We start from the raw sequence: 21590 nt of genomic DNA on the forward strand, positions 1-21590 counted from the left end.
TATCAACTAATTTACACAAGGTTCACGATACTGTCAATTGACTAAAATGATCTTTATATGCTATCTAGCCGGAAGAAAACAAAGCTTCCCGCTCGATTCCGTCCGATTAAGCCGCCTCGCTTCTATTTGGAGCTTGCAGCCGCCCCAATCGCTGCTATCCCTCAAAAAAATTAACTGGTGCGACAGAGTTAAGGCGGAACGCTGTCGGCTTCAATGCTTGAACACCTCAAATGTCCGCCGCTCTTATTTCCTGGCAAACGACACAAAAAACCCGGAGACGGCTAACCGTCTCCGGGCTGTTGTTGCAATGGGATTAGGATCTGGATTCCGGCGGTGTTCCGCCGTTGCCCGAACCTGGATTCTCATTCGTTCCATCATTGTTATTTGGAATGTCGCCCGGCGTATCCGTGTTGATATCGCTTGGCGGGTCATTCGGCAAGTTGGATGGAACATCGTTCGGAATTTCTTCCGTTGGCAGGCTGGTATTATCCTTGCCCTGAATGCGTACACGCACGTCACCGACGTTGTCGATGACAGGAGCGCCATGCTCGGAGGAACCTTCATCATTTCCGCTTCCGCCCTCTTTCGGGCCGTCTTCAGAAAGATAACCTTGCTCGATCAGTTCCTTGATCTGTTCAAGCTCGAGCGTCTCCTTCTCAAGCAGCGTGTTCGCGATGAGGTGAACCTCTTTCGAGTACTTGGTCAGCAGGTCTCTCGCCCGCTCGTAGCACTCGTTTGTCATGCGCTGCATTTCCTGGTCGATCTCATAAGCGATCGAATCACTGTAGTTCTGCTCGTGACCGAGGTCACGGCCCAGGAATACCTGACCTTGCGAGGACCCGAACTGAAGCGGTCCAAGCTTCTCACTCATACCGTATTCCATAATCATGCTGCGGACGATGCCCGTAGCCTGCTGGAAGTCGCTGTATGCGCCTGTTCCGATTTCACCGATAAACAGTTCCTCGGAGACCCGGCCGCCCAGGAGACCCGTCACCTTATCAAGCAGCTCTTGCTTGGTCACAAGCATCCGGTCTTCCTTCGGCATCATGATGACATATCCGCCGGCGCGTCCGCGTGGAATGATCGTTACCTTGTGTACCATATCGGCATGCTCCAAGAAGTAGCCCACAATCGTGTGGCCGGCTTCGTGGTAAGCGACAATCCGCTTCTCCCGGTCGCTGATCACGCGGCTGCGCTTCTCGGTACCGACGATGACACGGTCAATCGCTTCATCAACTTCTCGCATGGAGATGTCTTTACGGTTACGACGTGCAGCAAGCAGCGCCGCTTCGTTCATCAGGTTCTCCAGCTCGGCGCCGGTAAAGCCTGTCGTACGTTTAGCCACAACATCCAGCTTGACGTCTTTGGTCAGAGGCTTGTTGCGTGCATGAACCTTCAGTACTGCCTCGCGGCCTTTCACGTCTGGACGATCGACCGTAATTTGACGGTCAAAACGGCCTGGACGCAGAAGCGCAGGGTCGAGGATGTCGGCACGGTTCGTTGCAGCCACGATGATGATGCCTTCGTTGCCGCCGAAACCGTCCATCTCAACGAGGAGCTGGTTCAGCGTCTGTTCGCGTTCGTCATGCCCGCCGCCAAGTCCGGCACCGCGCTGACGACCTACGGCGTCAATCTCGTCAATGAAGATAATACATGGTGCGTTTTTCTTGGCGTTCTCGAACAAGTCACGCACACGGGATGCACCGACCCCGACGAACATTTCCACAAAGTCCGAACCGGAAATACTGAAGAACGGAACTCCGGCTTCACCTGCTACAGCGCGGGCGAGGAGGGTTTTACCTGTACCTGGAGGGCCTACGAGGAGAACCCCTTTAGGAATACGGGCACCTACTGCGGCAAATTTCCGCGGATCTTTCAGGAACTCAACGACTTCGACAAGCTCCTGCTTCTCTTCGTCAGCTCCCGCAACATCCTCAAAGGTAACCCTTTTCTTCTCTTCATTATATAGGCGGGCGCGGCTCTTGCCGAAGTTCATAACCTTGCCCCCGCCTCCCTGCGCTTGATTGAACAGGAAGAAGAAGAGAATAAACATAATAACCAAAGGAATCAGGGAAGAGAGCAGCGTCAGCCAGACGCTTTCGCCTTCCATCTTCTTCTGGGTGAATTTCATGCCGGTTTTGTCACTGGCAGCTACCAGCTCTTCGATTGCAGCATCTGTAGCCGGAGTGTAGGTCGAGAAATTCTCTGATTTAACGTCGGCCGGTTTATTCTTATATTTACCGGTTACCAGATAGGCGTAACCGTCGAATTGAACCGTAATTTCCGATACGTTACCAGCAGCGATTTGCTGGCGCAATTGATCGTATCTAGGGCTGTCAGCAGATTCACCGCTGTTGCTGACAAACTGGACTATGCCCACCACAACTAAAAAAAGAATCAAATAAAAACCAGAATTCCGGATGAACCGATTCATCCCCTACCTCCTCTCAAAACACTTTAATTATTTTACCATAGCCTGTCTGACCATCTCAAATAGAGGTGGTAAAGGCATGAGCGTGCTTAAGCTCATGGGCTTGAGTAGCGCAATTAGTGGGTATAGATTTCCGGTTTCAAGATCCCGATGTAGGGCAGGTTCCGGTAATGCTCAGCGTAATCCAGACCGTATCCGACAACAAACGCGTCAGGGAGTACGAATCCGGTATAATCCGCCTCGAGCTTCACAGTTCGGCGGGCAGGTTTGTCAAAGAGCGTAACCACGCACGTCGATTTGGCGTTGCGGCTCTTGAGCAGCTCAATCAGATGGCTCAGCGTGAGACCGCTGTCGATAATATCTTCGACAATCAGCACGTCACGTCCTTCAACCGGGACATCCAAATCCTTGATGATTTTGACAACGCCCGAAGACTTGGTCTGCGCCCCGTAACTGGATACGGCCATGAAATCGAGTTCCATAGGTACTGTCATATTTTTAACCAAATCCGCCATAAAAATAAACGCGCCTTTGAGTACACAAATCACAAGAGGGTTGCGACCCTCATATACCGAGCTCAGCTCGGCACCGAGTTCCTTAATTTTCTTCTGGATTTCTTCTTCGCTGATCAGAACTTCTTGAATATCGTTTTGCAACTGAGCGAACCTCCTACGTTATACTATGAAAGCCTAACAATGACCATTACAGTTACTCCGCATTCCCCGCATCCTCCAAGGAAAAGTGAAGCACCGTCGATGTATGCGCACCTACAGCGGCATGAATCGAACGCCTTACACCCGGGATCCATACGATGCTGCCTGAACCGTCAACAAGAACCGGTATGCGGGAGCGCATGGATGGAGGTATCTTCGCGTCAATGAAAATATCTTTTACCTTTTTGCTTCCGTTTAATCCCATGATTCTCATTGTGTCCCCAGGCTGTCTTGAACGGATGGTGAGCGGAAACTGCAGCTCATCGGCGTCAAAAACCGCTTGATGACCGTCTAACGCCATCTTGGACAATTGATTTACTTCAGGCGTATGCTCCGCCATTCTCAGGACTTTCCTTATTTCTTGCAACCACAACTCCGGGACGATTGCATCCAACCGATATGTATAGCCAATCATCTTCTCCGGCACCCCGTGCATAAACGTAATCCAATCGTATTCGCGTACGCAGACCAGGCCGCAGCCCAGATCCAGGTGCCATGTTGTGCTGTCTTTCTGATGAATCCCCTGCCGAATGGTTTCGATCTTGTGATAATCGGTGTTTTCGGAACCCGGCGACAGATAATTTAATATTAGTTTAATCAACCTCCGTTGTAAAGCGACATGTAAGGCCAAAAAGGAAGGCGCCCGAAAAGCGTGCCTTCCATGATTACACTGTACCAGTTCGCGGTATGCGTTCACCGCTGCCTGTTCCACGAAGTCGTCTTCCGGGCCGATAATGTCAGCCATCTGATTGATCGATTGAACAATCCGACTATTATATTGCCCTAAATAAGGCAAGACATCCAGACGGATTGCATTCCGTCTGTACTCGGTCTGGAAGTTGGTCTGGTCGACAGCGTAAGGATAACCATTCTGCTCACACATATCCACGAGGTCTGTTTTGTATATACGTAAGAAAGGGCGGATAAGTTCCACATTTTTTTCCCGTCTTTTGAACCGGATTCCCCGGAGCCCCCCCGGCCCGCTTCCGCGCAGCAAATGCATCAGCACCGTCTCCGCCTGATCGTCCGCGTGATGGGCCAGAGCGATAGTGTTGGCACCGCAGGCCTGAGCCGTTTCAAACAAAAATTCATAGCGCTTGAACCGGGCCGCCTCCTCCACCCCTTTGCCGCTCTCCTTCATATAAGAAGGTACGTCGACTCTGGCCATCTCAAACCGGATGCCTAATTCTGCGGCCAGCCGCCGGACCAGTTCGGCTTCCTCATCCGCTTCCGGCCGCAACCCATGGTGAGCGTGGGCACAAATGAGGTTAAGGGGGACCGCCGTTTCGGAAATGTCCTTCAGAACATGCAAAAGAGCCACAGAGTCCGGACCTCCGGATACTGCGACTACGAGGGTGTCATGGGGAGACCATAAGCGGTGCTCTTCCGCTGTGCGGAGCACTTGCTCTTTAATTGTGCTGAACTTCTGCCTGCTCTCCATCCATGTTCTCCTTTTTTCGCATACATGCCTATGTATCAATATCTTCTATTATACAGCTCACCGATCTGGTGTTGCTCATTTAAAAAATACAAAGTACACCGCAGCTCCCAGCATAATGACTGAGAAGGCAAACGTATTGATCAGCCACCTCGGCGTCTTGCCCGGGGCTCTGCCGGAAATGGCCGGTGCATAAATTTGCTGTTTCCACGCGGCCAGTGCCTCCCTGGACCCCGAAAATTCTCCTTGGATTGCTTTGCGCAGCCATTGGGCATACGGCTTCAGCCTCGGGCTCCGGCCGATCAGGGTGAGCAGCTCCGAGCGGTTCCGCGTCTGCGGAAGCAGCTGGGCGCAGGCCGCCTTCAGTCCCTCTTCATTCAGAAGCTGGATCATCAGCACGGCAAAAGCGAACAAGTCGTAAGCTTCATCGCTGCTGCGGCTGCCGGCATTCCAGTAACCCCGGTCATACCATTCCGTGAACTGCTTGACGCTGCGTCCGATTTTACTGACGCCGCCGTAATCGATCAATTCCACCTGCCCATAATCCGATACCATGACATTGTCGGGCTTAAGATCTCCGAATATGAACCCGAGCCGATGCAGGCCGGTCAGCTTTTCGAGCAGCCGCAGCCCTGTAATTCCAACCCATTCCTCGCCCCGCCGGCGGATAAAATGATGGATCGGATTCCCCTCAATATAACGCATCACGTAGAATGGCACTTCTTTACCCATCCCCGTAAAATCATCCACTTCCAGCAGAAACGGAGTTTTGAAGCTCCCCTTCAGCCCGTCCTGGCGCCTGCTCTGTGACTGCAATGAGGTCAGCACATTGATCTCCGACTGCAGATCCAGCGTGTCATACCCCATTTTCAGCGCGTACAAATTCCGGTATCCGGCCTTGTGAACGAGGTACACGATGCCATTGCCGCCCTGTCCAAGCACTCGCCGGATCACAAAGCGGTTATTATGCCATTTTCCCGTAATTACCGTTCCGGCCGGATATGCCGGTCTAGACGACGTAGTCACCGAGCATCCCTTCTCCTTCTCCGTCATTTCCCCGCCAGGTTTGTCCGTCTAGTGTACCATAACGGAAGAAATCAATCACCTTCAGAATCGCCGGTCCGGTTGGCGTGGCCCCTTTCATTTGGATTCGTTGGAACAAGTTGCGCACTCCGCCAAGATCCTGGATCCAGTCGGAGTCCATGACGGCGTCCTCTCCGCTGTTCCGTCCGGGAAAATGGAATACAGCCAGTTCACTTAGGCCTTCCCTGGCCTGCAGGCTGAGCATCAAATCCCGAATGGCGTCCTCGACCGCAGCCAGCTTCGGCTTCATACTGGCACTGGCATCAATCAACAGGGCGACTTGAAGCGGTGTCGTTTCGGTCAGCTCATCCACGACTTGAACTACCTGAGACCGCTGCTGGGGCGGAAGCTCCTCCAGGGATCCGTCCCCCAAAATCGTCTTTAACTCCTTATTAACCGCCTGCTGTATTGTCTGAACCACTGTTTTGCGCGTCATCATCTGCATCGTTTGAGCCAGCTGCCTGGTTCCCACGATGCGGCTCACCCCCCCGCCGGCCTTGGCAATTTCAGCAATTTCCAAGCTGCCAAGCTCCCCAATCGTTCCGTAATCGATCACACCGGCGACATTTACCGTAATTCCCTCCTGCAGCGCATGAGCCGCGGCCATGACCGGGCTTGCCCCGACATTGGAACATCCGTCCGTAATTAATAAAATTTGTTTCATGATGGCATCATTCCTCCCAAAAGTGTCTATCACCCTTTAGGTTCTAGTATTTCCACTTTTGAGAGATTCAAACGGCTGCCCGGCCTCTCCATCCCATTTCCCGGGCAATGGGACGGATAACAACTAGTTTTACATATTCACCTCCGATCGTGATCCGGCAATGCGGTCAGCTGACCGTGCGCGGCCGCTCCATGCGGTCGACGCCCGGCACATGCAGGGTAGCCCACTCCGGCTGATAATGCTCCACCTTTCCGACAACGACGGTCATGTCGTCATGAATTTGATTTTGCTGGTAACGAATCACTTTCTCGAGCAGGCAGTCGGCAATATGCTGCGGGTCGTTACTTTCGATCTCCTGCAGCATCCGCTTCATCCACAATTCCTTGTTCACGGCGTAACCCGGCGCATCATAGATGCCGTCCGTCATCATGATAACGATGTCCCCTGCTTGCAGCTTCAAGGTGACCAAGTCCACCTCAATATCCTGAATAATGCCGATCGGCAGGTTGCTTGCCGAGACGGGAATCACTTCATTGCCCCGTTTGATAAAACTTGGGGCGGAGCCGATTTTCATAAACGTCGTTTCCGCTGTATATTGATCAATCAACGCCATATCCACCGTCGCATAAATCTCCTCCGGGGATCTCAGCATCAGAATGGAATTCACCGATTTGATCGCCAGTTTCTCATCCATGCCTGACTGCAGCAGCTGCTCCAAAATGTTCAGCGCGGTGCTGCTCTCCAGCCTTGCCCTCTCTCCGTTGCCCATTCCATCGCTCAGCGCCACGGCAAAAGTGCCGTTGCCCAGCTCAACCGTACTGAAGCTGTCGCCTGACAGCAGATCTCCTCCTTTGGCGGCCCCGGCCACCCCCGTCGTAATTTCAAACGTTTTGGCCGATCCGAACATGACGGTTGCAAGCCCGTCTTTGGTGCTGCTGAACGTTTCATTCAGCACGGCCACATGCTCGTCCAATATATCGGACAGCAGCGGCGCAATAATTTTACGGCATTCATCGTACCCCCTTGTATACGCATGCACAATTTCAATTTCCACATGTCCGGGATCCAGACTGATAATTTCGATCCCTTGGATCGACAGTCCCAGCTTCTCCAACGCGTCCCGAATTTGCTCCTCCTGCCGGTACATCGCTTGTCCTTCCCGCTGAATTTCCTTAGCCAGGTCCTCCATCACCTGGGATACGCCCGATAATTGCTCGGCGACCAATTGACGGCTGTCGTATATTTGCCGTTTCCACTGCATATCATGTTGGTAGAGATGATACTGCTGCTTCATGACATCCACAACGTCGCCGGTTTTGGCGCACATTCTCTTCCATTCCTCCGGAACGTCCTCAGCCGACATCTCCGGATTCTCCTCCACCGAAGTCATCACGTCGGTCATATATTTATAGGTTTGATAGAACTTCGCGTCCCAGCAATGGTTTTTCTTGAAGCAGTTCGCGCACGCCCCTTCCGTCACGGCATTCATAAAATGGTCCATTTCTTCGTTCCGCTTGCTCACCTCCTCCGTGCCGGACACCTGGCCGAAGCTCTGGGACAGCTGACGGAACACCTGCGAAAACTGGGTCACCCGCTCGGCTGTCAGATCCCTTACCCGCTTGGCGTACTCATGCTGCGATTTGCTGTGATCCGTCGTCCCCGGCACATACTTGGAGATCACCGCAATCATCGCCTTCGGGGTCAGCAGAAACAGTCCGATGGCGATACAGGTTTCCCAGGTGGACTGCATGACGTCGCCCGGACCGCTGAAATAGATAGACAGGATGGAAGAGCCCAGCAGCATGCCGATGGATACGGCCCCCTTCCGCCCTTCCCGCAGCATGCCGGCGAGCATCCCGGAAAAAGCGAGCAGGCTCATCTGATAAATGGCCGATATATCCGCCAAGCTCAGAATCAACCCGGTTACGACGCCGACCGAAGCCCCGAGCGGCGCCCCGCCGACCAGCGCAAACACCAGGATCAGGTACCTGGAGAGGACATGCTCCACGGACAAATTATATATACTCCAACCCACCGCACCCGTCATGACGGAAGCAAGCAGGATAATCAGGCATAGAATTTCTTCATTTTTCAGCTGATAGTTCTTTTTCCTGTACGTAAACACCGGAATCGCCTGGATGAACACGAGCGTCAGCACAAAGCTGAGTACGGCGTCGACAGTGGTCATCATCAGGGAATACCATGTAAACGGCGGACCGATCAGCACCATGAATATTTTGACGCAGAAGGCGGATACGAACACCATCAGCGGGGCGTAAGATAACTCGGCATGGTCAAAGGCGTTCAGCCCTTTATACATCAGGTGGAAGATGATGAGTTCGGCCGCGATGATCAGCGGTGCCGGAAACGGAGCAAACAGGGAGCCCAGGATTACGGCCATCCCCACCGGCAGGATGTAATCCCGCCGCATGAAGGCGATGACTGCAAAAAAGGCGACCGCAAACGGCGACAGCTCGTCCAGTATCATGGCTTTTCCGAGTAAGAAGCCCATAAAAGTCAGCAGCAGCATCCACTTCTTTGCTGCGAGGAACTGCATCGGCCGCTGCACGGCCGACATGTTCCGGATCCGTTCCGACCAGCTCATTCCGTCCACGACCGCTTCCCCCTTTGCCGATTTCATGACAGGCACGTCCATCACATTCCATTTTTCCATGAGCTTGGCACCACCATTTCGTAGGATTTGTTGGTACCCATTATAGAACCGGTGAAACATGAAAGTTTGTCAGAACAGCGGACAAGCGCCCAAGAAATTTCCGACAAAAAAGCCTGCGTTCCCGAATGATCGGAAATCCGGGTCGACTGGTTGTCCCCCAACACTTCCAGCCCGTTTCCAGAGGGTTCGATCCGGGGGAATCTCCCGAATAAAATCACCGCTTCGGCTAGCGATTGCGACAGAGATAGCTGGAATGGCGTTGGATGCTGTCGGTAATTTCTTGCAGAACGACAAAATTACCGAATGCCGCCCTTGATGGGAAGAAGACTGCAGAACAGCGCCTGGCCCGCAGCAAAAACAAAAAAACCGCAGAAGGCTTGGCGCCCTCTACGGTTATCTGCTTCATACGGTTATCGTATGCTCTAATCTGTTAGTAAAAATTACATGCGTTTCGCGCCACGGCCTCCGCGCTTGGATTCCGTGTTCTTCTTGATCGACGATATGCGCTCCTCGCTGTCTTTTAGGAAACGAGACATTTTATCCTCGAATGAAGTCTTGTTGGCCGCAGGCTTAAACGGACGCCCGCCACGTTCACGATTGTAACCTCCACCACCGCCACCGCCAAAACGGTCTCCGCCGCCTCCACCGGTACGTTCCGGTCTTGGTCCTCTTGGAGGCCGAGCTTCGGATGCCGGCTTATCAACAGCTTGTTTGATGGAAAGCCCGATCTTGCCGTCCTTATCGACATTGATCACCTTCACTGTCACAACATCATTGATCTTCAGGTGATCGTTGACATCCTTGACGTAATTATCGGCGATTTCCGAGATGTGAACGAGACCCGTGACACCTCCTGACAGATCCACAAATGCTCCAAAATGCGTTATGCCTGTCACCTTGCCTTCTAACTTGGTGCCCACTTCGATTGCCATAGAATAAAATGATCCTCCCTTAAAAATATACAACAAGATTTAATAAAACCTTGGCTGTGGTGATTTGATTATACATAAAGCGTAAACCCAGGTCAACTGAGTAATAACCCACTTCAGCGCCTATATTAAGGGCTGGTGGATTCCGCATGAATCGGAGTTTCCCCCGGCAAATACAGACCATATTTCTTCCTTGCCAACTGTCCGATATACTCCGGATCGTTCAGCCGTTTCACGTCCCGCTCGAGCTGTGCCTTCGTCTGTGTGGTCTGTGCCTCCAGCCTCAGCTTCTTCGACAGCTCGGAACTCTTGTCCGCAATTTGCGAATTCTGGTCAATAAAGGTATAACCTGCCCACCCCATAAACAGAATCATGAAAGTCAGCCATAAAAAAATCCGCCTCCGTGCGCCAGCATGATGACCGGCAGGCTGCTTGTCATTCTTTTGTGTAGTCTGCGGACGGGTTTGGGCTGGTGATGCAGCGTATTTTCCCATGAATGCCTCCTCTTTACAAATACGGAAATCGTTGCGTAACGGGCCGTTCCTAAGCCTTGTCTACTCCTTGGAGAACCATCGCTTCCACAGCTCTGCAGCTGCGGTGAGAAACTTCCTGAACCACTCGGGCATCTTCAGACGGGAGGTGATGGGGCGGAGCATCCATTGAAGCAGCTTCCAGAAAGGCGTGAGACAGCGCAGGATCACGTGGAGGAGAAACATCAGGAGGCTGCCGAGCATGACGGCAATCCACTTCAACAGTTTCAAGATCGCACGGATCGGAGCCCAGACGAGCGCCCGAAACAAACGCTTGACCACATCAATCACGTAACGTACTGTCCTTATTAACATTACCACAAAACGCTGGGTTGTAACACTCAAGATTAAAAAATATACCCATACCCCAATAAAGAGTCCCACAAATACATAAAACCGAAGCTGGCCGTAATTGCTGATATACAGCATCCGAAACACAAACAGGGCCGCAGCGCTCCAGTACAGCACGTCCAATACATGAAGGGTCCATTTCGGAAAGTGGAGCTGGCCCGACAGCACCCGGTAACTGTCATAGGCCACCCCCAACGCCGCTCCCGAGAACAGCATCCACAGCAGGGTAATCCATTGAATCTGTGGACTCATTTAAACAGCTTGCCGAGCATTCCTTTGTTTTTGCCGTGCGAACCGGGATCCAAATAAACCAGGGAATTCACGTGGCCCTCGATCGAGAGCAGGCCTTCTTCCAGGTTTAAATTTTTAATATGTAAATTCTGGCCTTTGATGGTCAGGTGCCCTAGCTCGGTTTGGAGCAGAAACTCCTCGCTGTCAAAACTCTCCACATTGTTTACCCCCGTCAGGTGCAGCTGCTTGCGATTCAGCATATGCAATTCATGCTGCTTGTTTTTCGCTTGCTCGATCATGGCATGTACCCCTCCTTCTTAACAATAGCTTATGGAGCGGTTTCGGGGTTTAGAACCAGCCCTGCCGGGTGAAACGGAGGAACTTTAAGCACAAGCTGAACATCATGCCAAGCTAAAAAGGCATCCCCCGATCGTGATCGGAAGATGCCTCTAATGTGCTGCTGTATATGCCTTCTGGAATGCCCGCTTACCAGTTCAAACCGTTATCTTTGGCGATCGGTTCTTCCTTGACCAAGGTGTACAGGCTGTTCGCCTCGTCCTTGCGGGTCGTTTCGGCAAGCCGCTCCACCTTCACGGTGACCAGCTTCTGGCCGAACTGGACGGTGATCTCATCGCCCACCTTGACCGTGCTGCTGGGCTTGGCTTCCCTGCCGTTAATGAGGACCCTTCCCTGATCGGAGACGTCCTTCGCAACAGTACGCCGCTTAATTAACCTTGATACCTTAAGGAATTTGTCGACGCGCATCTTATTTTACGGCTTCTTTAAGCTTGTTGCCCGCTTTGAAGGCAGGAACGTTGGATTCCGGAATTTCGATGGTTTTGCCGGTTTGCGGGTTGCGGCCTGTACGACCGGAACGCTTGCGGGTTTCAAAAGTGCCGAAGCCGATCAGCTGAACTTTTTCACCGCTTGCCAGAGCTTCCTCAATTTCACCCAGGAAACCGTTCAGAACGGACTCCACGTCTTTTTTAGTCAAACCGCTTTTCGTGGAAATGTTGTTGATCAGATCTGTCTTGTTCATAAATTATAATCCTCCCAATATACAAAGAAATAAGTATTGGCGCGGTAGAGGAGCTTAGCCCCAAATCATACCGCTTTTGGCGCGTTCTGTATGGTATTCTTGCTGTGCCGCCCGAATTCCTGCCTCAATCCGCCAATTTTTTATAATTTCCGAGGAAATCCCTGCAAAAAGAGGTTGCTGGGTGTCATCTAACGGAAATTTTGCGCGAAATCGGAACCATGAAATACGAAAGTCATTCATTCCTGTTCGCTAAAAGGGCTTCACTTCGCAGGCATTGAAGGCGCCCTCCGTCCCTCCGGGGACCGGAGATTTCATATCATACCTCATTTTTGGCCCGTTGCCAAATTTCCTCCATCTCATCCAGGCTGGCTTCCTGCAGCGTTTTGCCTTCTGCGTGCAGCACATCCTCGATATAACGGAACCGGCTGACGAACTTGCGGTTCGTTCTCGACAGCGCTTCTTCCGGATCGGCATCCAGGAACCGGGCCGCGTTCGCCGCCGCGAACAAAAGGTCACCCAGCTCGCCTACCTGCTCGTCGACGCTCTGTCCCTCCGCCACGGCCTGCCGCAGCTCTCCGAGCTCCTCCTCGATCTTGTCGAATACGCCCTCGATGGAATCCCAGTCGAACCCGACCTTGGATGCCTTCTTCTGAAGCTTATATGCCTTCATGAGCGCCGGCAGGTCTCTTGGAATCCCGTCCAGGGCGGACGCCTTCTCCGGCTCAATGCCTTTACGGCGTTTCTCCTCGGCCTTCATGGCATCCCAGTTCTGCAAGGCGGCTTCCGCATCCTTGGCCTTGTTCTCGCCGAACACATGCGGATGGCGGAAAATCAGCTTGTCATTCAACCCTTGAATGACGTCGAACACGCTGAAAGTGCCTTCCTCTTCCTCCATTTGCGAATGCAGCATGATCTGCAGCAGCAAATCGCCAAGCTCCTCCTGCATATGCTCAGGGTCATCGTCATCGATGGTCTCCAGCACCTCGTAGGTTTCCTCGATGAGATTTTTCCGGATCGACGCATGCGTCTGTTCCCGGTCCCACGGGCAGCCCTCCGGGCTGCGGAGAATGCCGACGATCTCATGAAGCCGGGCGAAGGTCCGCTGGCGCAGGCTCTCGTCGTCGCTTCTTGGAACGTACACGAGCGAGAGGTTACCGTAACCAAGGGCACGGTCAAGCTCATACAGCGGAACCTGAAGCACCTGCTCCTCCCCTTCGACACCAAGCGCATGTCCGACAACGACCTGGTAATCGTCAGGATAGAGCTCCATGAGGCACAGCTTCACCTCAGAAGCAGTAAACTCGTCGTATACCTGCCCGATTACGGTGTGCAGCTGGGGCTGCAGCATGCTGCTGCGAATGCCGGTGGAATCGAGAAGCTGAAAGCCTTCGATCGGATCAAAACCGAGTCGGATAAAGGCTTCGTCGAGAAAGGATTCCCCGCCCAAGATTTCAAGGGAGATCCCCTTCTGCGGGCAGTGCTCCCTCAGCAGCTGAACAGTGGACTCCGCCACCATCGGATGCCCGGGCACCGCATAGACGATCACGCTCTGTTCATCGGCGGCCGAAGCCAGCTCCAGCAGCCGCTCTGCGATGGAGGCGTACACCTCCGGAAACGAATCATGCGCTTCGTAGATGTGGTCAAACGAACTGACTTCGAGCTTCAGCTCCTCCAGCATCGACATGACTGGATGCTCTTTCGTTCTGACGTAGATTTGTGATGCCTGCTGCAATGTCTTCACAATACCCATCGTCAGCCGATCCGGGTTGCCCGAACCGAGACCGACAACCTTCAGTACTGCGCTCATATGTCATTCCTCCGCTCTATTTCCCATTCTTCCGGGAATGGGGCATAAATATACTATATCATGGTTTCTTTTTCAAAAGAAAACCAGAAGCGCAAGAGAGTCCCCGCGTGGCCCGGCCCTTTACTGAAGCTAGTTCAGCGGATCCTTTAATCCCCCGCCTTCTATCATTCTCCCTCTATGACGGCCAAAAATAGAAGATTCCCCAGTCCCTGCGGTTATTACCGCAGCAGCCGAACCCGCTTCAGTAAGGCGGTCAGCGGACGGCCGATCTTCGGCAGCATCGCAAGCTCCTCTTCGGTAAGGAGCTTGGCCAGCACGGCGCCGGCGAGGAACACGGCGCCCCCGGCCGCGGCACCGGCAACACTTGCCGCGGCGGCCACGAGGCGGGCGGGCAGCCCGAGCGCGGACAGCACCGCGTCCGCCGCGAGCGCCGCAGCGCCCGCCACCACGGCCATGCCGGCCAGCATCAGCGCCGGCTTGGCCAAGGCGGCACCGGCGCGAATGCGCAGGCCGGTGCTGCGGGCCAGCAGCGCGATGTTGAGCGCTGCCGCCAGGAAGTGCGCGGCCACGCCGGCGATGGCCGCGCCGGTAATGCCCAGCTGCGGAACCAGCAGCAGGTTCAGCAGCGTCTTCGCCGCTGCCGCGGCCAGCAGGTGCACGGCCGGCGCACGCACGATGCCGACGCCCTGCAGGAGCGCGGCTGAAATGATGCTGAGCGCGCTGCCGACGGCAGTGAAGGCGATCCAGCGCATGACGCCGCTGCCCGCCGTGTCCTGGTACAGCGCGATATTCAAGGGATCGGCCAGAATGGCAATCCCCACCGATGCGGCGAGTCCCAGCAGCCAGAACCAGCGCAGGGACAGCCGGGTACGCTCGCTCACCAGCTCGCGGTCGCCTCTCGCCTTGGCCTCCGCCAAAGCGGGGATGAACAGCACCGACAACGACGTAGCCAGCATCGTTACCAGCTGGACGATGGGAATGCCGCGGTTGTAGATGCCGAACTGGATCATGGCCCCCGCCTCGCCGGCGCCTCCGGCTTTGAGCAGCCGCGGTACGGTAAAGCTGTCCACCATGCCGATTAAAGGCACGGCCAGTGAACCCAGACAGACGGGAATCGCGTACAGCAGGATCCGCTTCAGCAGGCTCCAGCTGCTTTCCCGCCCGGCTTGATGCGGCTGGCCCGTCCGAACGGCAGACTCCTTGTGCGCCGACACGGCAGCGCCTTCTTCGTCGGCAGAGCCACGCTGATTCCGCCGGAACCTGCGCCAATAGCCGAGCATGACGATGAGACCCGCGGCTCCGCCAGCAGCCGATCCCAGCAGTGCCCCTGCTGCGATGGTCTCCGGCTTCGCCCCGATCCCCGTCAGGTAAATCAGCAGCCCGATCATGACGGCGACCCGCGCACACTGCTCCGTGATCTGCGAAACGGCGGTGGGCATCATGTTTTGATATCCCTGAAAAAAGCCGCGCATCCCGGTCATCACCGGCACAAACAGCAGCGCTAAGGACGCCGTTCGCACCGCCGGCACGACGCTGGAATTGTCAATCCAGGTCCCGATAAGCGGAGCGCAGGTGTACACGGCGGCCCCCAGGACGATGCCCAGCAGCGCCAGCAGCACCGAGGACAGCCTCATCACCCGGAGTCCTTCCCCCGTCCCCCCGACGGCTTCGTCCTCTGCGACGAATTTCGAGATCGCGGCGGGCAGGCCCGCGAGTGCGATCGTCATCATTAATGAATAGAGCGGATATACCGTGTTATAGATGCCGAACACCGCATCCCCACCCATGTTTTGCAGCGGAATTTTCTGCAGCGTGCCGATCAGTTTCGACAGCACCATAGCCATGCTTAAAATCAAAGCCCCCTGCAGCATCTTCGATGCCGCACCTGTCTGTTTCATCCTCTTCCCTACTTTTTGCCCGGATTCAACCTCGGTCAATTGGCGTTGCTTCCGTTTTTTTGATACGAATACACCTATTATACCTGAGGAGCGCGGACACAAAAAACTCCCGCCTTCATTCCCGGATTATCCGTGAATATGAAGGGGGAGCTTCGGGTGCTCGAGGAAGAGCCGTACCGGGCTGCCGGATTACTGCTCCATTTGCTTGCCAAGAAAAGCAGCGGCTGTCTCGGACATTTTGACTTCCAGCTGCGACATCTTGGTCGCTTCGTCCTTGCTCAGCAGGATCACTGAACCAATTGGATCTCCGCCGGAAATGATCGGCGCGGCCACAAAGGAGGACAGATTCTCCTGATGGTCCTTGCTGATTTCGTAGCTGCCTTGGTTTGTTTCCAGCAGCGTCTTGCGGCTGTCCATGCAGTTCTCGATCAGGGATCCGATCGGTTTCTCCAAGTATTCCTTCTTGGAGCCGCCTGCAACGGCGATAAAAGTATCGCGGTCAGAAATGATGGTCGTATGTCCGGTGCCTTCATACAGCGACTCCGCATATTCCTTGGCGAAATCGCCCAGCTCGCCGATCGGGGAGTATTTCTTCAGAATAACTTCACCATCACGGTCTACAAAAATTTCAAGCGGATCTCCTTCACGGATACGCAGTGTACGTCTGATTTCTTTAGGGATGACCACTCTGCCCAGGTCATCGATACGGCGGACTATTCCAGTAGCTTTCATTAACATGTTGCCCCGCTTTCTAGAGAAGATTTTTCAACTACTGTTCTTATGGGAAGAGGTGAGTCCCAGGAATATAAGTTGTGATATCTGCCCATAGTATTCATCCATTCCCAATTCCTTATACATGATGTTGGAACTATTAGTTGCGGTTGTTCTGCACATTTTATCCAGCTCATTGCCGCAAAAAAAGACGCGGGTCTGGCCCGCGCCTTCCTTCCCGCACACGATTCAATGCGGAATATGGATTATTTGCCCGATCCCTCGCCGGGCTCGGTTACCTTTTCTTCAAAAGTAGTCGTACCTTTATCGGTGGTTTTGGCATCTCCGCTGCTGCTGCCTGTCGTGCCTGTACCGGCGCCGTCTCCGCTTCCGGATGTACCGGAAGTAGAGCCCCCGGAAGGAGTGCCTTCCGTGCCGCTGCCGGACGTTCCCGTTCCGGTTGTTCCCGTGCCGCTCTTGGACGTATCCGCCGTTTTCGGCAGATCAATCTTCTTGATGATCTTCGTCAGATCATTCTGCATAAACTGATCGATCTTCGATGCGCCCAGATTGCTCCGGATCATTTCTTTCTGATCGTTCGTCAGCTTGTCATAAGGCGTGTCCTTGCGGGAATCGACCTTGATAATGCTGTATCCGAGATTGGACTCGACGGGAGCACTGATTTTGTTCAGCGGAAGGGTCAGCACCTGCTCCTTGAACTCCTGCACGCTCCACTGTCCAACGGTAAAGTCTTTGTAGACGCCGCCATTGTCCTTGGAGGAGGAATCATCCGAGTACTTTTTGGCCAGCTCGGCAAAATCTCCCCCTTTGTCCAGCTGCGATTTGACGTCTTTGGCAATCTTCAGCGCATCTTCCTTGGTACGCTCCTTGTTATTCGAATCGGTTAGCCCGATCAAAATATGATGCACCGTGGCCACCATGAAATCCTGCTTGTTGGCCTCATACTGCTTCTTGATGTCGTCTTCGGTCACTTTGGCGTTCATATCCTCCATAACCGTCATAACCTGCACCAAATATTGCTTGAGCTCGTCCTCTTTGAGCTTCTGGTCGCCCAGAAGCTGCTTGAACTGGTCATCGCCCACCTGTTTCTTCATTTGGTCAATTTGCTGGCCGGCCTTTTTCTCGCCTTCCTTCTTGGCATCGTCCGTAGCCTTGCCGCTCAAATATTTAAAAGCAATTTTTTGCTTCACCAAATAATCCTGGAAATCGGCCATGTCCATAAATTGGGCATATTCCGGAGACATAAACGTCATGATTTTTTTCTGTGTCTCAAATTCATTCTCCGTAATCTCTCCGCCTTCATAGGTTGCCACCGGTTTACTGGCATCCTTCTCTTTATCGGAGCCGCCTTTCTCGCAGGCTGCCAGCACGGAAAGGGTCAGTACGCACACCAAAGTCAGCAGAATTCCTCTCCATGCTTTTTTCTTATTGAACAACATCCTGAAGTTCCTCCTTCGATTTGAACAGCTCACGGATCGCTTCCAAGAATTGTTCCAGCAGATCGAGCAGCTGCTTGTCATCAAGCCCCTTGCCTTTGATTCGGATCGTCATTTGAGCATCCTGCTCAAATTGTACACGTCTCTCGAAGCGATTGCCAACCTGTGCAAGCTTCGCGGTGCTGACGGCCTTTTCCTGCCCCTCGTAAAATTTGAGGATCAGATCATCCCCACGGCGGTTGATGGAGTCGATGCCGTACATCTTGCCGTATACCTTCAGCCGGGCGACGGTCAGCAGGTTCGTTACCGCCTCAGGAAGTTCCCCAAAGCGGTCCAGCAGCTCATCCTCCAGCTCTTTCCCGTCGTCGAACGAAGAAACTGCCGCCACTTTCTTATAAATTTCAATCTTTTGAATGCTGTCATAAATGTACTCGGACGGCAAATACGCATCGATGCCGATATCGAGCGCGGTGTTCCACGTCTTCTCCGGTTCGACCTTTTCTCCGAGAACGGACACCTTCCGCTTCTGGATTTCCTCGGCAAGCATTTGCGAATACAGGTCGAAGCCGACGGAGGCAATAAACCCGTGCTGCTCCGCACCAAGCAGGTTCCCCGCTCCGCGGATCGCCAGGTCGCGCATCGCGATTTTGAAGCCGGAGCCAAGCTCCGTAAACTCCTTGATCGACTGCAGCCGTTTCTCCGCCACCTCGGTCAGCACCTTATCCCGCTGGTACGTAAAATACGCGTACGCAATCCGGTTGGAGCGTCCGACACGGCCGCGCAGCTGATAGAGCTGGGACAGGCCCATTTTGTCAGCATCATGCACGATAAGCGTATTTACGTTCGGAATATCGACACCTGTCTCGATAATGCTCGTGCTGACAAGGACGTCGTATTCCCCGTCCAGAAAGTCGAGAATCGTCTTCTCCAGCTCCGTCTCCGACATTTGCCCGTGGCCCACTCCAACCTTGGCCTCCGGCACCAGCGCCGAAATTTGGGCGGCCATTTCATGAATGCCTTGAACGCGGTTGTACAGATAATACACCTGACCGCCGCGGGCCAGCTCCCGTTCGATGGCCTCCCGCACCAGCGTCTGGCTGTATTCCACGACATACGTCTGCACAGGGAAGCGGTTTTCCGGTGGCGTCTCGATGACAGACAGATCCCGGACTCCCAGCATGGACATATGCAGCGTCCGCGGAATCGGCGTCGCCGTCAGGGTCAGCACGTCGACATTCGTCTTCAGACGCTTCAGCTTCTCCTTATGCGTCACACCGAACCGCTGCTCCTCGTCCACAATCAGGAGGCCCAGATCCTTGAACACCAGATCCTGGGACAACAAGCGGTGCGTCCCGATCACGACGTCGACCGTCCCCTGGCGGATCCCCTTGATCGTTTCGTTCTGCTCTTTCCGCGAACGGAACCGGCTCAGCACCTGGATGTTCATCGGATATCCCGAGAACCGCTCCCTGAACGTCTCATAATGCTGCTGCGCCAGAATCGTCGTCGGCACAAGAACGGCCACCTGCTTGCCTTCCATGGCAGCCTTGAACGCAGCGCGGATCGCCACTTCGGTCTTGCCGTAGCCTACGTCTCCGCACAGCAGCCGGTCCATCGGACGGTTCCGCTCCATATCCTTCTTGATCTCTTCGATCGCCCGCAGCTGATCGCGTGTCTCATCGTAAGGGAACATTTCCTCGAATTCCTGCTGCTCGGTCGTGTCCTTCTCAAAGCCGTATCCCGGCGTCGACTGCCGCTCGGCGTACAGCTTGATCAAATCGTCGGCGATGTCCTGTACCGAAGAGCGGACTTTATTTTTAACGCGTGTCCACTCGTTGCCGCCCAGCTTATAAATCTTCGGCTCCTTTTCCTCTGAACCGACGTATTTCTGAATGAGATCGATCTGTTCGATCGGCACGGACAGCTTGTCGCCGCCGGCATACAGGATATGCATATAATCCTTGTGGATTCCATTTATTTCCAGTGTGCCGATACCCATATATTTACCAATGCCGTGGTTTTGATGGACGACATAATCGCCGACCTTCAGCTCGGTATAGCTCTTGATGCGCTCGGCGTTATCAATGTTTTTGCCCAGCTTGCGGATCTTCCGCTGCTTCTGGGAGAACATTTCGCCCTCGGTAATCACCGCCAGATGAATGGACGGCATCTCAAAGCCCGTCTGCAAATTACCCTGCAGCATGATCGGCTCCTCGATGTTATAGTCCTGCAGCACCCGCCGCATCCGGTCGAGCCGTTCGTCGCTGCTGGCAAGCATCATCACCTGAACCCCGGATTTATGCCAACGGTCCATTTCCGCTTTCAGCACGTTCATCTGCCCATGGAAATCCTGCATCCCCCGGCTGATAAAGTTCAGGATGTTCTGAGGCTGGGTATGCGGAACCTGACGCAGGAAAATCGACATGAATATCGTCTGGAACGGACGCTGGTACAGGATCTCGTCGCCGTCAACGGACAAATGCAGCTGCGGCAGCGTCTTTCCGTTCTGCAGCAGATGCAAGTTCCACTCGGATTCGTCACGCTCCAGCTGTTTGGCTGTTTCAAGAAGACGCGCCGGCTCGTCGAGAATGAGGACGGTGTCCTTGTGTAAATAGTCATACAGCGTCTTGCGCTCCGGATAGAGCAGAGAGATATATTTATAGATTTCTGGAAAATAGACATGCTCGCGCAGCAGCTCCATCTCCCGTTTCATTTCTTCCGTTAGACGCAGTTTTGCCTGCCGGTCAGTCATCTTGCCAAGCTGCTCTTCCAGCAGTTGAGCGGTGGCTGCAGCTGCCTGCTCCAGCCTCTGGTGATCGGCGATGATCTCCTTGCATGGCGTAATAGTGACTTCCTTAACTTTATCGATTGACCGCTGATCGGACGGGTCAAATGTGCGAATCGAATCGATTTCGTCGTCAAACAGCTCGACGCGGTAGGCCAATAGGGAGGTCATCGGGTAAAAGTCGATAATTCCTCCGCGTACGCTCATTTCGCCCTTGCCTTCGACCCGTTCTACCCGTTCGTATCCCATTTCGATCATTTGGGCCAGAAATGCTTGAGCGTCCAGTGTGCCTCCATCCTGAATCACAATTTGGGCTTTGGCCATCACTTCCGGGGCAGGCAGAAACCGGCGCACACCCGAAAACGGTGCCACCACAATGCCCGAAAACCCCTGCGCGCACTTCATCAGCACATCAATACGCTGCGCAAGGGTCTCTGGACTGGATACCGCGGATTCGGCTGCCACCAGCTCATTGGCCGGATACAACAGCACACGGTCTGGTGAAAGCGCTTCCTGTAAATCCTCCGCGATTTTCTGGGCGGAAAACATGTTGTGAGTGACGACGAGCATCGGGCGTTTGATTTCTTCAAACAGTGCCGACAGCATAACCTGACGCGCGGACCCCGATAACCCGGAAACGAGCTGTTCCTTCATACCGGCCGATAACCCGGCGGTAATCGACTTCAAATCCGGATCTTTAGAGAAAGCTTCTATAAGTGCATGTAACAAAGGGGGCACCTCTCTTATGCTTACTTGTTATCTTTTGGATGGTAGATTGAATTTTACCATAAAATACCTGACTGCGGTGATTTTTCGCTGTGCTTCATTAAAATATATCTACCGGCAGCG

The 21590-nt window shown here is 53.8% G+C and carries 17 protein-coding genes; all 17 read right to left on the bottom strand.

Annotated elements, in window-relative coordinates; all coding sequences use genetic code 11:
- Window positions 1–313: 313 nt before the first annotated feature.
- The 17 genes from ftsH to mfd all read right to left on the bottom strand — a co-directional run bounded on the left by ftsH (window position 314) and on the right by mfd (window position 21470).
- Complete coding sequence (gene ftsH, locus MKY74_RS03640) at window positions 314–2434, bottom strand: ATP-dependent zinc metalloprotease FtsH (RefSeq protein WP_076176680.1); 2121 nt, start codon at window positions 2432–2434, stop codon at window positions 314–316.
- Window positions 2435–2547: 113 nt separating this feature from the next.
- Window positions 2548–3087: a hypoxanthine phosphoribosyltransferase gene (gene hpt, locus MKY74_RS03645; RefSeq protein ID WP_076176679.1), complete on the bottom strand. Its 540-nt coding sequence runs from the start codon at window positions 3085–3087 to the stop codon at window positions 2548–2550.
- Between the two features lie 52 nt (window positions 3088–3139).
- Entirely contained in the window at window positions 3140–4585 is a 1446-nt protein-coding gene (gene tilS, locus MKY74_RS03650) for a tRNA lysidine(34) synthetase TilS (protein ID WP_076176678.1), read from the bottom strand.
- Window positions 4586–4660: 75 nt separating this feature from the next.
- Window positions 4661–5608, bottom strand: coding sequence for a serine/threonine protein kinase (locus MKY74_RS03655; protein ID WP_076176677.1), 948 nt, complete (start codon window positions 5606–5608; stop codon window positions 4661–4663).
- Window positions 5592–6329 carry a vWA domain-containing protein gene (locus MKY74_RS03660; RefSeq protein ID WP_076176676.1) on the bottom strand — a complete coding sequence of 246 codons (738 nt, stop codon included), beginning with the start codon at window positions 6327–6329 and terminating at the stop codon, window positions 5592–5594. The genes MKY74_RS03655 and MKY74_RS03660 overlap by 17 nt, the downstream gene beginning before the upstream one ends.
- Before the next feature lie 166 nt (window positions 6330–6495).
- Window positions 6496–8907, bottom strand: a complete 2412-nt coding sequence (spoIIE, locus tag MKY74_RS03665) for a stage II sporulation protein E (RefSeq protein WP_373309647.1) — start codon at window positions 8905–8907, stop codon at window positions 6496–6498.
- A gap of 536 nt (window positions 8908–9443) precedes the next feature.
- Complete coding sequence (locus tag MKY74_RS03670) at window positions 9444–9935, bottom strand: S1 domain-containing RNA-binding protein (protein ID WP_076176674.1); 492 nt, start codon at window positions 9933–9935, stop codon at window positions 9444–9446.
- Between the two features lie 125 nt (window positions 9936–10060).
- Complete coding sequence (locus MKY74_RS03675; RefSeq protein WP_076176673.1) at window positions 10061–10426, bottom strand: FtsB family cell division protein; 366 nt, start codon at window positions 10424–10426, stop codon at window positions 10061–10063.
- 60 nt (window positions 10427–10486) lie between these two features.
- Window positions 10487–11065, bottom strand: a complete 579-nt coding sequence (yabQ, locus tag MKY74_RS03680) for a spore cortex biosynthesis protein YabQ (RefSeq protein WP_076176672.1) — start codon at window positions 11063–11065, stop codon at window positions 10487–10489.
- Window positions 11062–11343 (bottom strand): sporulation protein YabP, encoded by a 282-nt coding sequence (yabP, locus tag MKY74_RS03685; RefSeq protein WP_076176671.1) that lies wholly within the window; start codon window positions 11341–11343, stop codon window positions 11062–11064. Before yabP ends, yabQ begins: the two co-directional genes overlap by 4 nt.
- A 187-nt stretch (window positions 11344–11530) precedes the next feature.
- On the bottom strand, window positions 11531–11809 hold the full coding sequence (locus tag MKY74_RS03690) for an RNA-binding S4 domain-containing protein (RefSeq protein WP_076176670.1): 279 nt from the start codon (window positions 11807–11809) through the stop codon (window positions 11531–11533).
- A gap of 1 nt (window position 11810) precedes the next feature.
- On the bottom strand, window positions 11811–12083 hold the full coding sequence (locus MKY74_RS03695; protein ID WP_076176669.1) for an HU family DNA-binding protein: 273 nt from the start codon (window positions 12081–12083) through the stop codon (window positions 11811–11813).
- A gap of 316 nt (window positions 12084–12399) precedes the next feature.
- Window positions 12400–13890: a nucleoside triphosphate pyrophosphohydrolase gene (gene mazG / locus MKY74_RS03700; RefSeq protein WP_076176668.1), complete on the bottom strand. Its 1491-nt coding sequence runs from the start codon at window positions 13888–13890 to the stop codon at window positions 12400–12402.
- Window positions 13891–14108: 218 nt separating this feature from the next.
- Window positions 14109–15788 carry a putative polysaccharide biosynthesis protein gene (locus MKY74_RS03705; RefSeq protein ID WP_076176667.1) on the bottom strand — a complete coding sequence of 560 codons (1680 nt, stop codon included), beginning with the start codon at window positions 15786–15788 and terminating at the stop codon, window positions 14109–14111.
- A 189-nt stretch (window positions 15789–15977) separates the two neighbouring features.
- Window positions 15978–16520: a stage V sporulation protein T gene (gene spoVT / locus MKY74_RS03710; RefSeq protein ID WP_076176700.1), complete on the bottom strand. Its 543-nt coding sequence runs from the start codon at window positions 16518–16520 to the stop codon at window positions 15978–15980.
- A 245-nt stretch (window positions 16521–16765) separates the two neighbouring features.
- A complete protein-coding gene (locus MKY74_RS03715; protein WP_076176666.1) occupies window positions 16766–17959 on the bottom strand; it encodes a peptidylprolyl isomerase in 1194 nt (397 codons plus the stop codon).
- Complete coding sequence (gene mfd / locus MKY74_RS03720) at window positions 17946–21470, bottom strand: transcription-repair coupling factor (protein WP_076176665.1); 3525 nt, start codon at window positions 21468–21470, stop codon at window positions 17946–17948. Before mfd ends, MKY74_RS03715 begins: the two co-directional genes overlap by 14 nt.
- Between the last annotated feature and the right edge of the window lie 120 nt (window positions 21471–21590).

Origin of the sequence: Paenibacillus sp. FSL R5-0378, assembly GCF_038009285.1 — a bacterium.
Lineage (GTDB): Bacteria > Bacillota > Bacilli > Paenibacillales > Paenibacillaceae > Paenibacillus_AQ > Paenibacillus_AQ favisporus.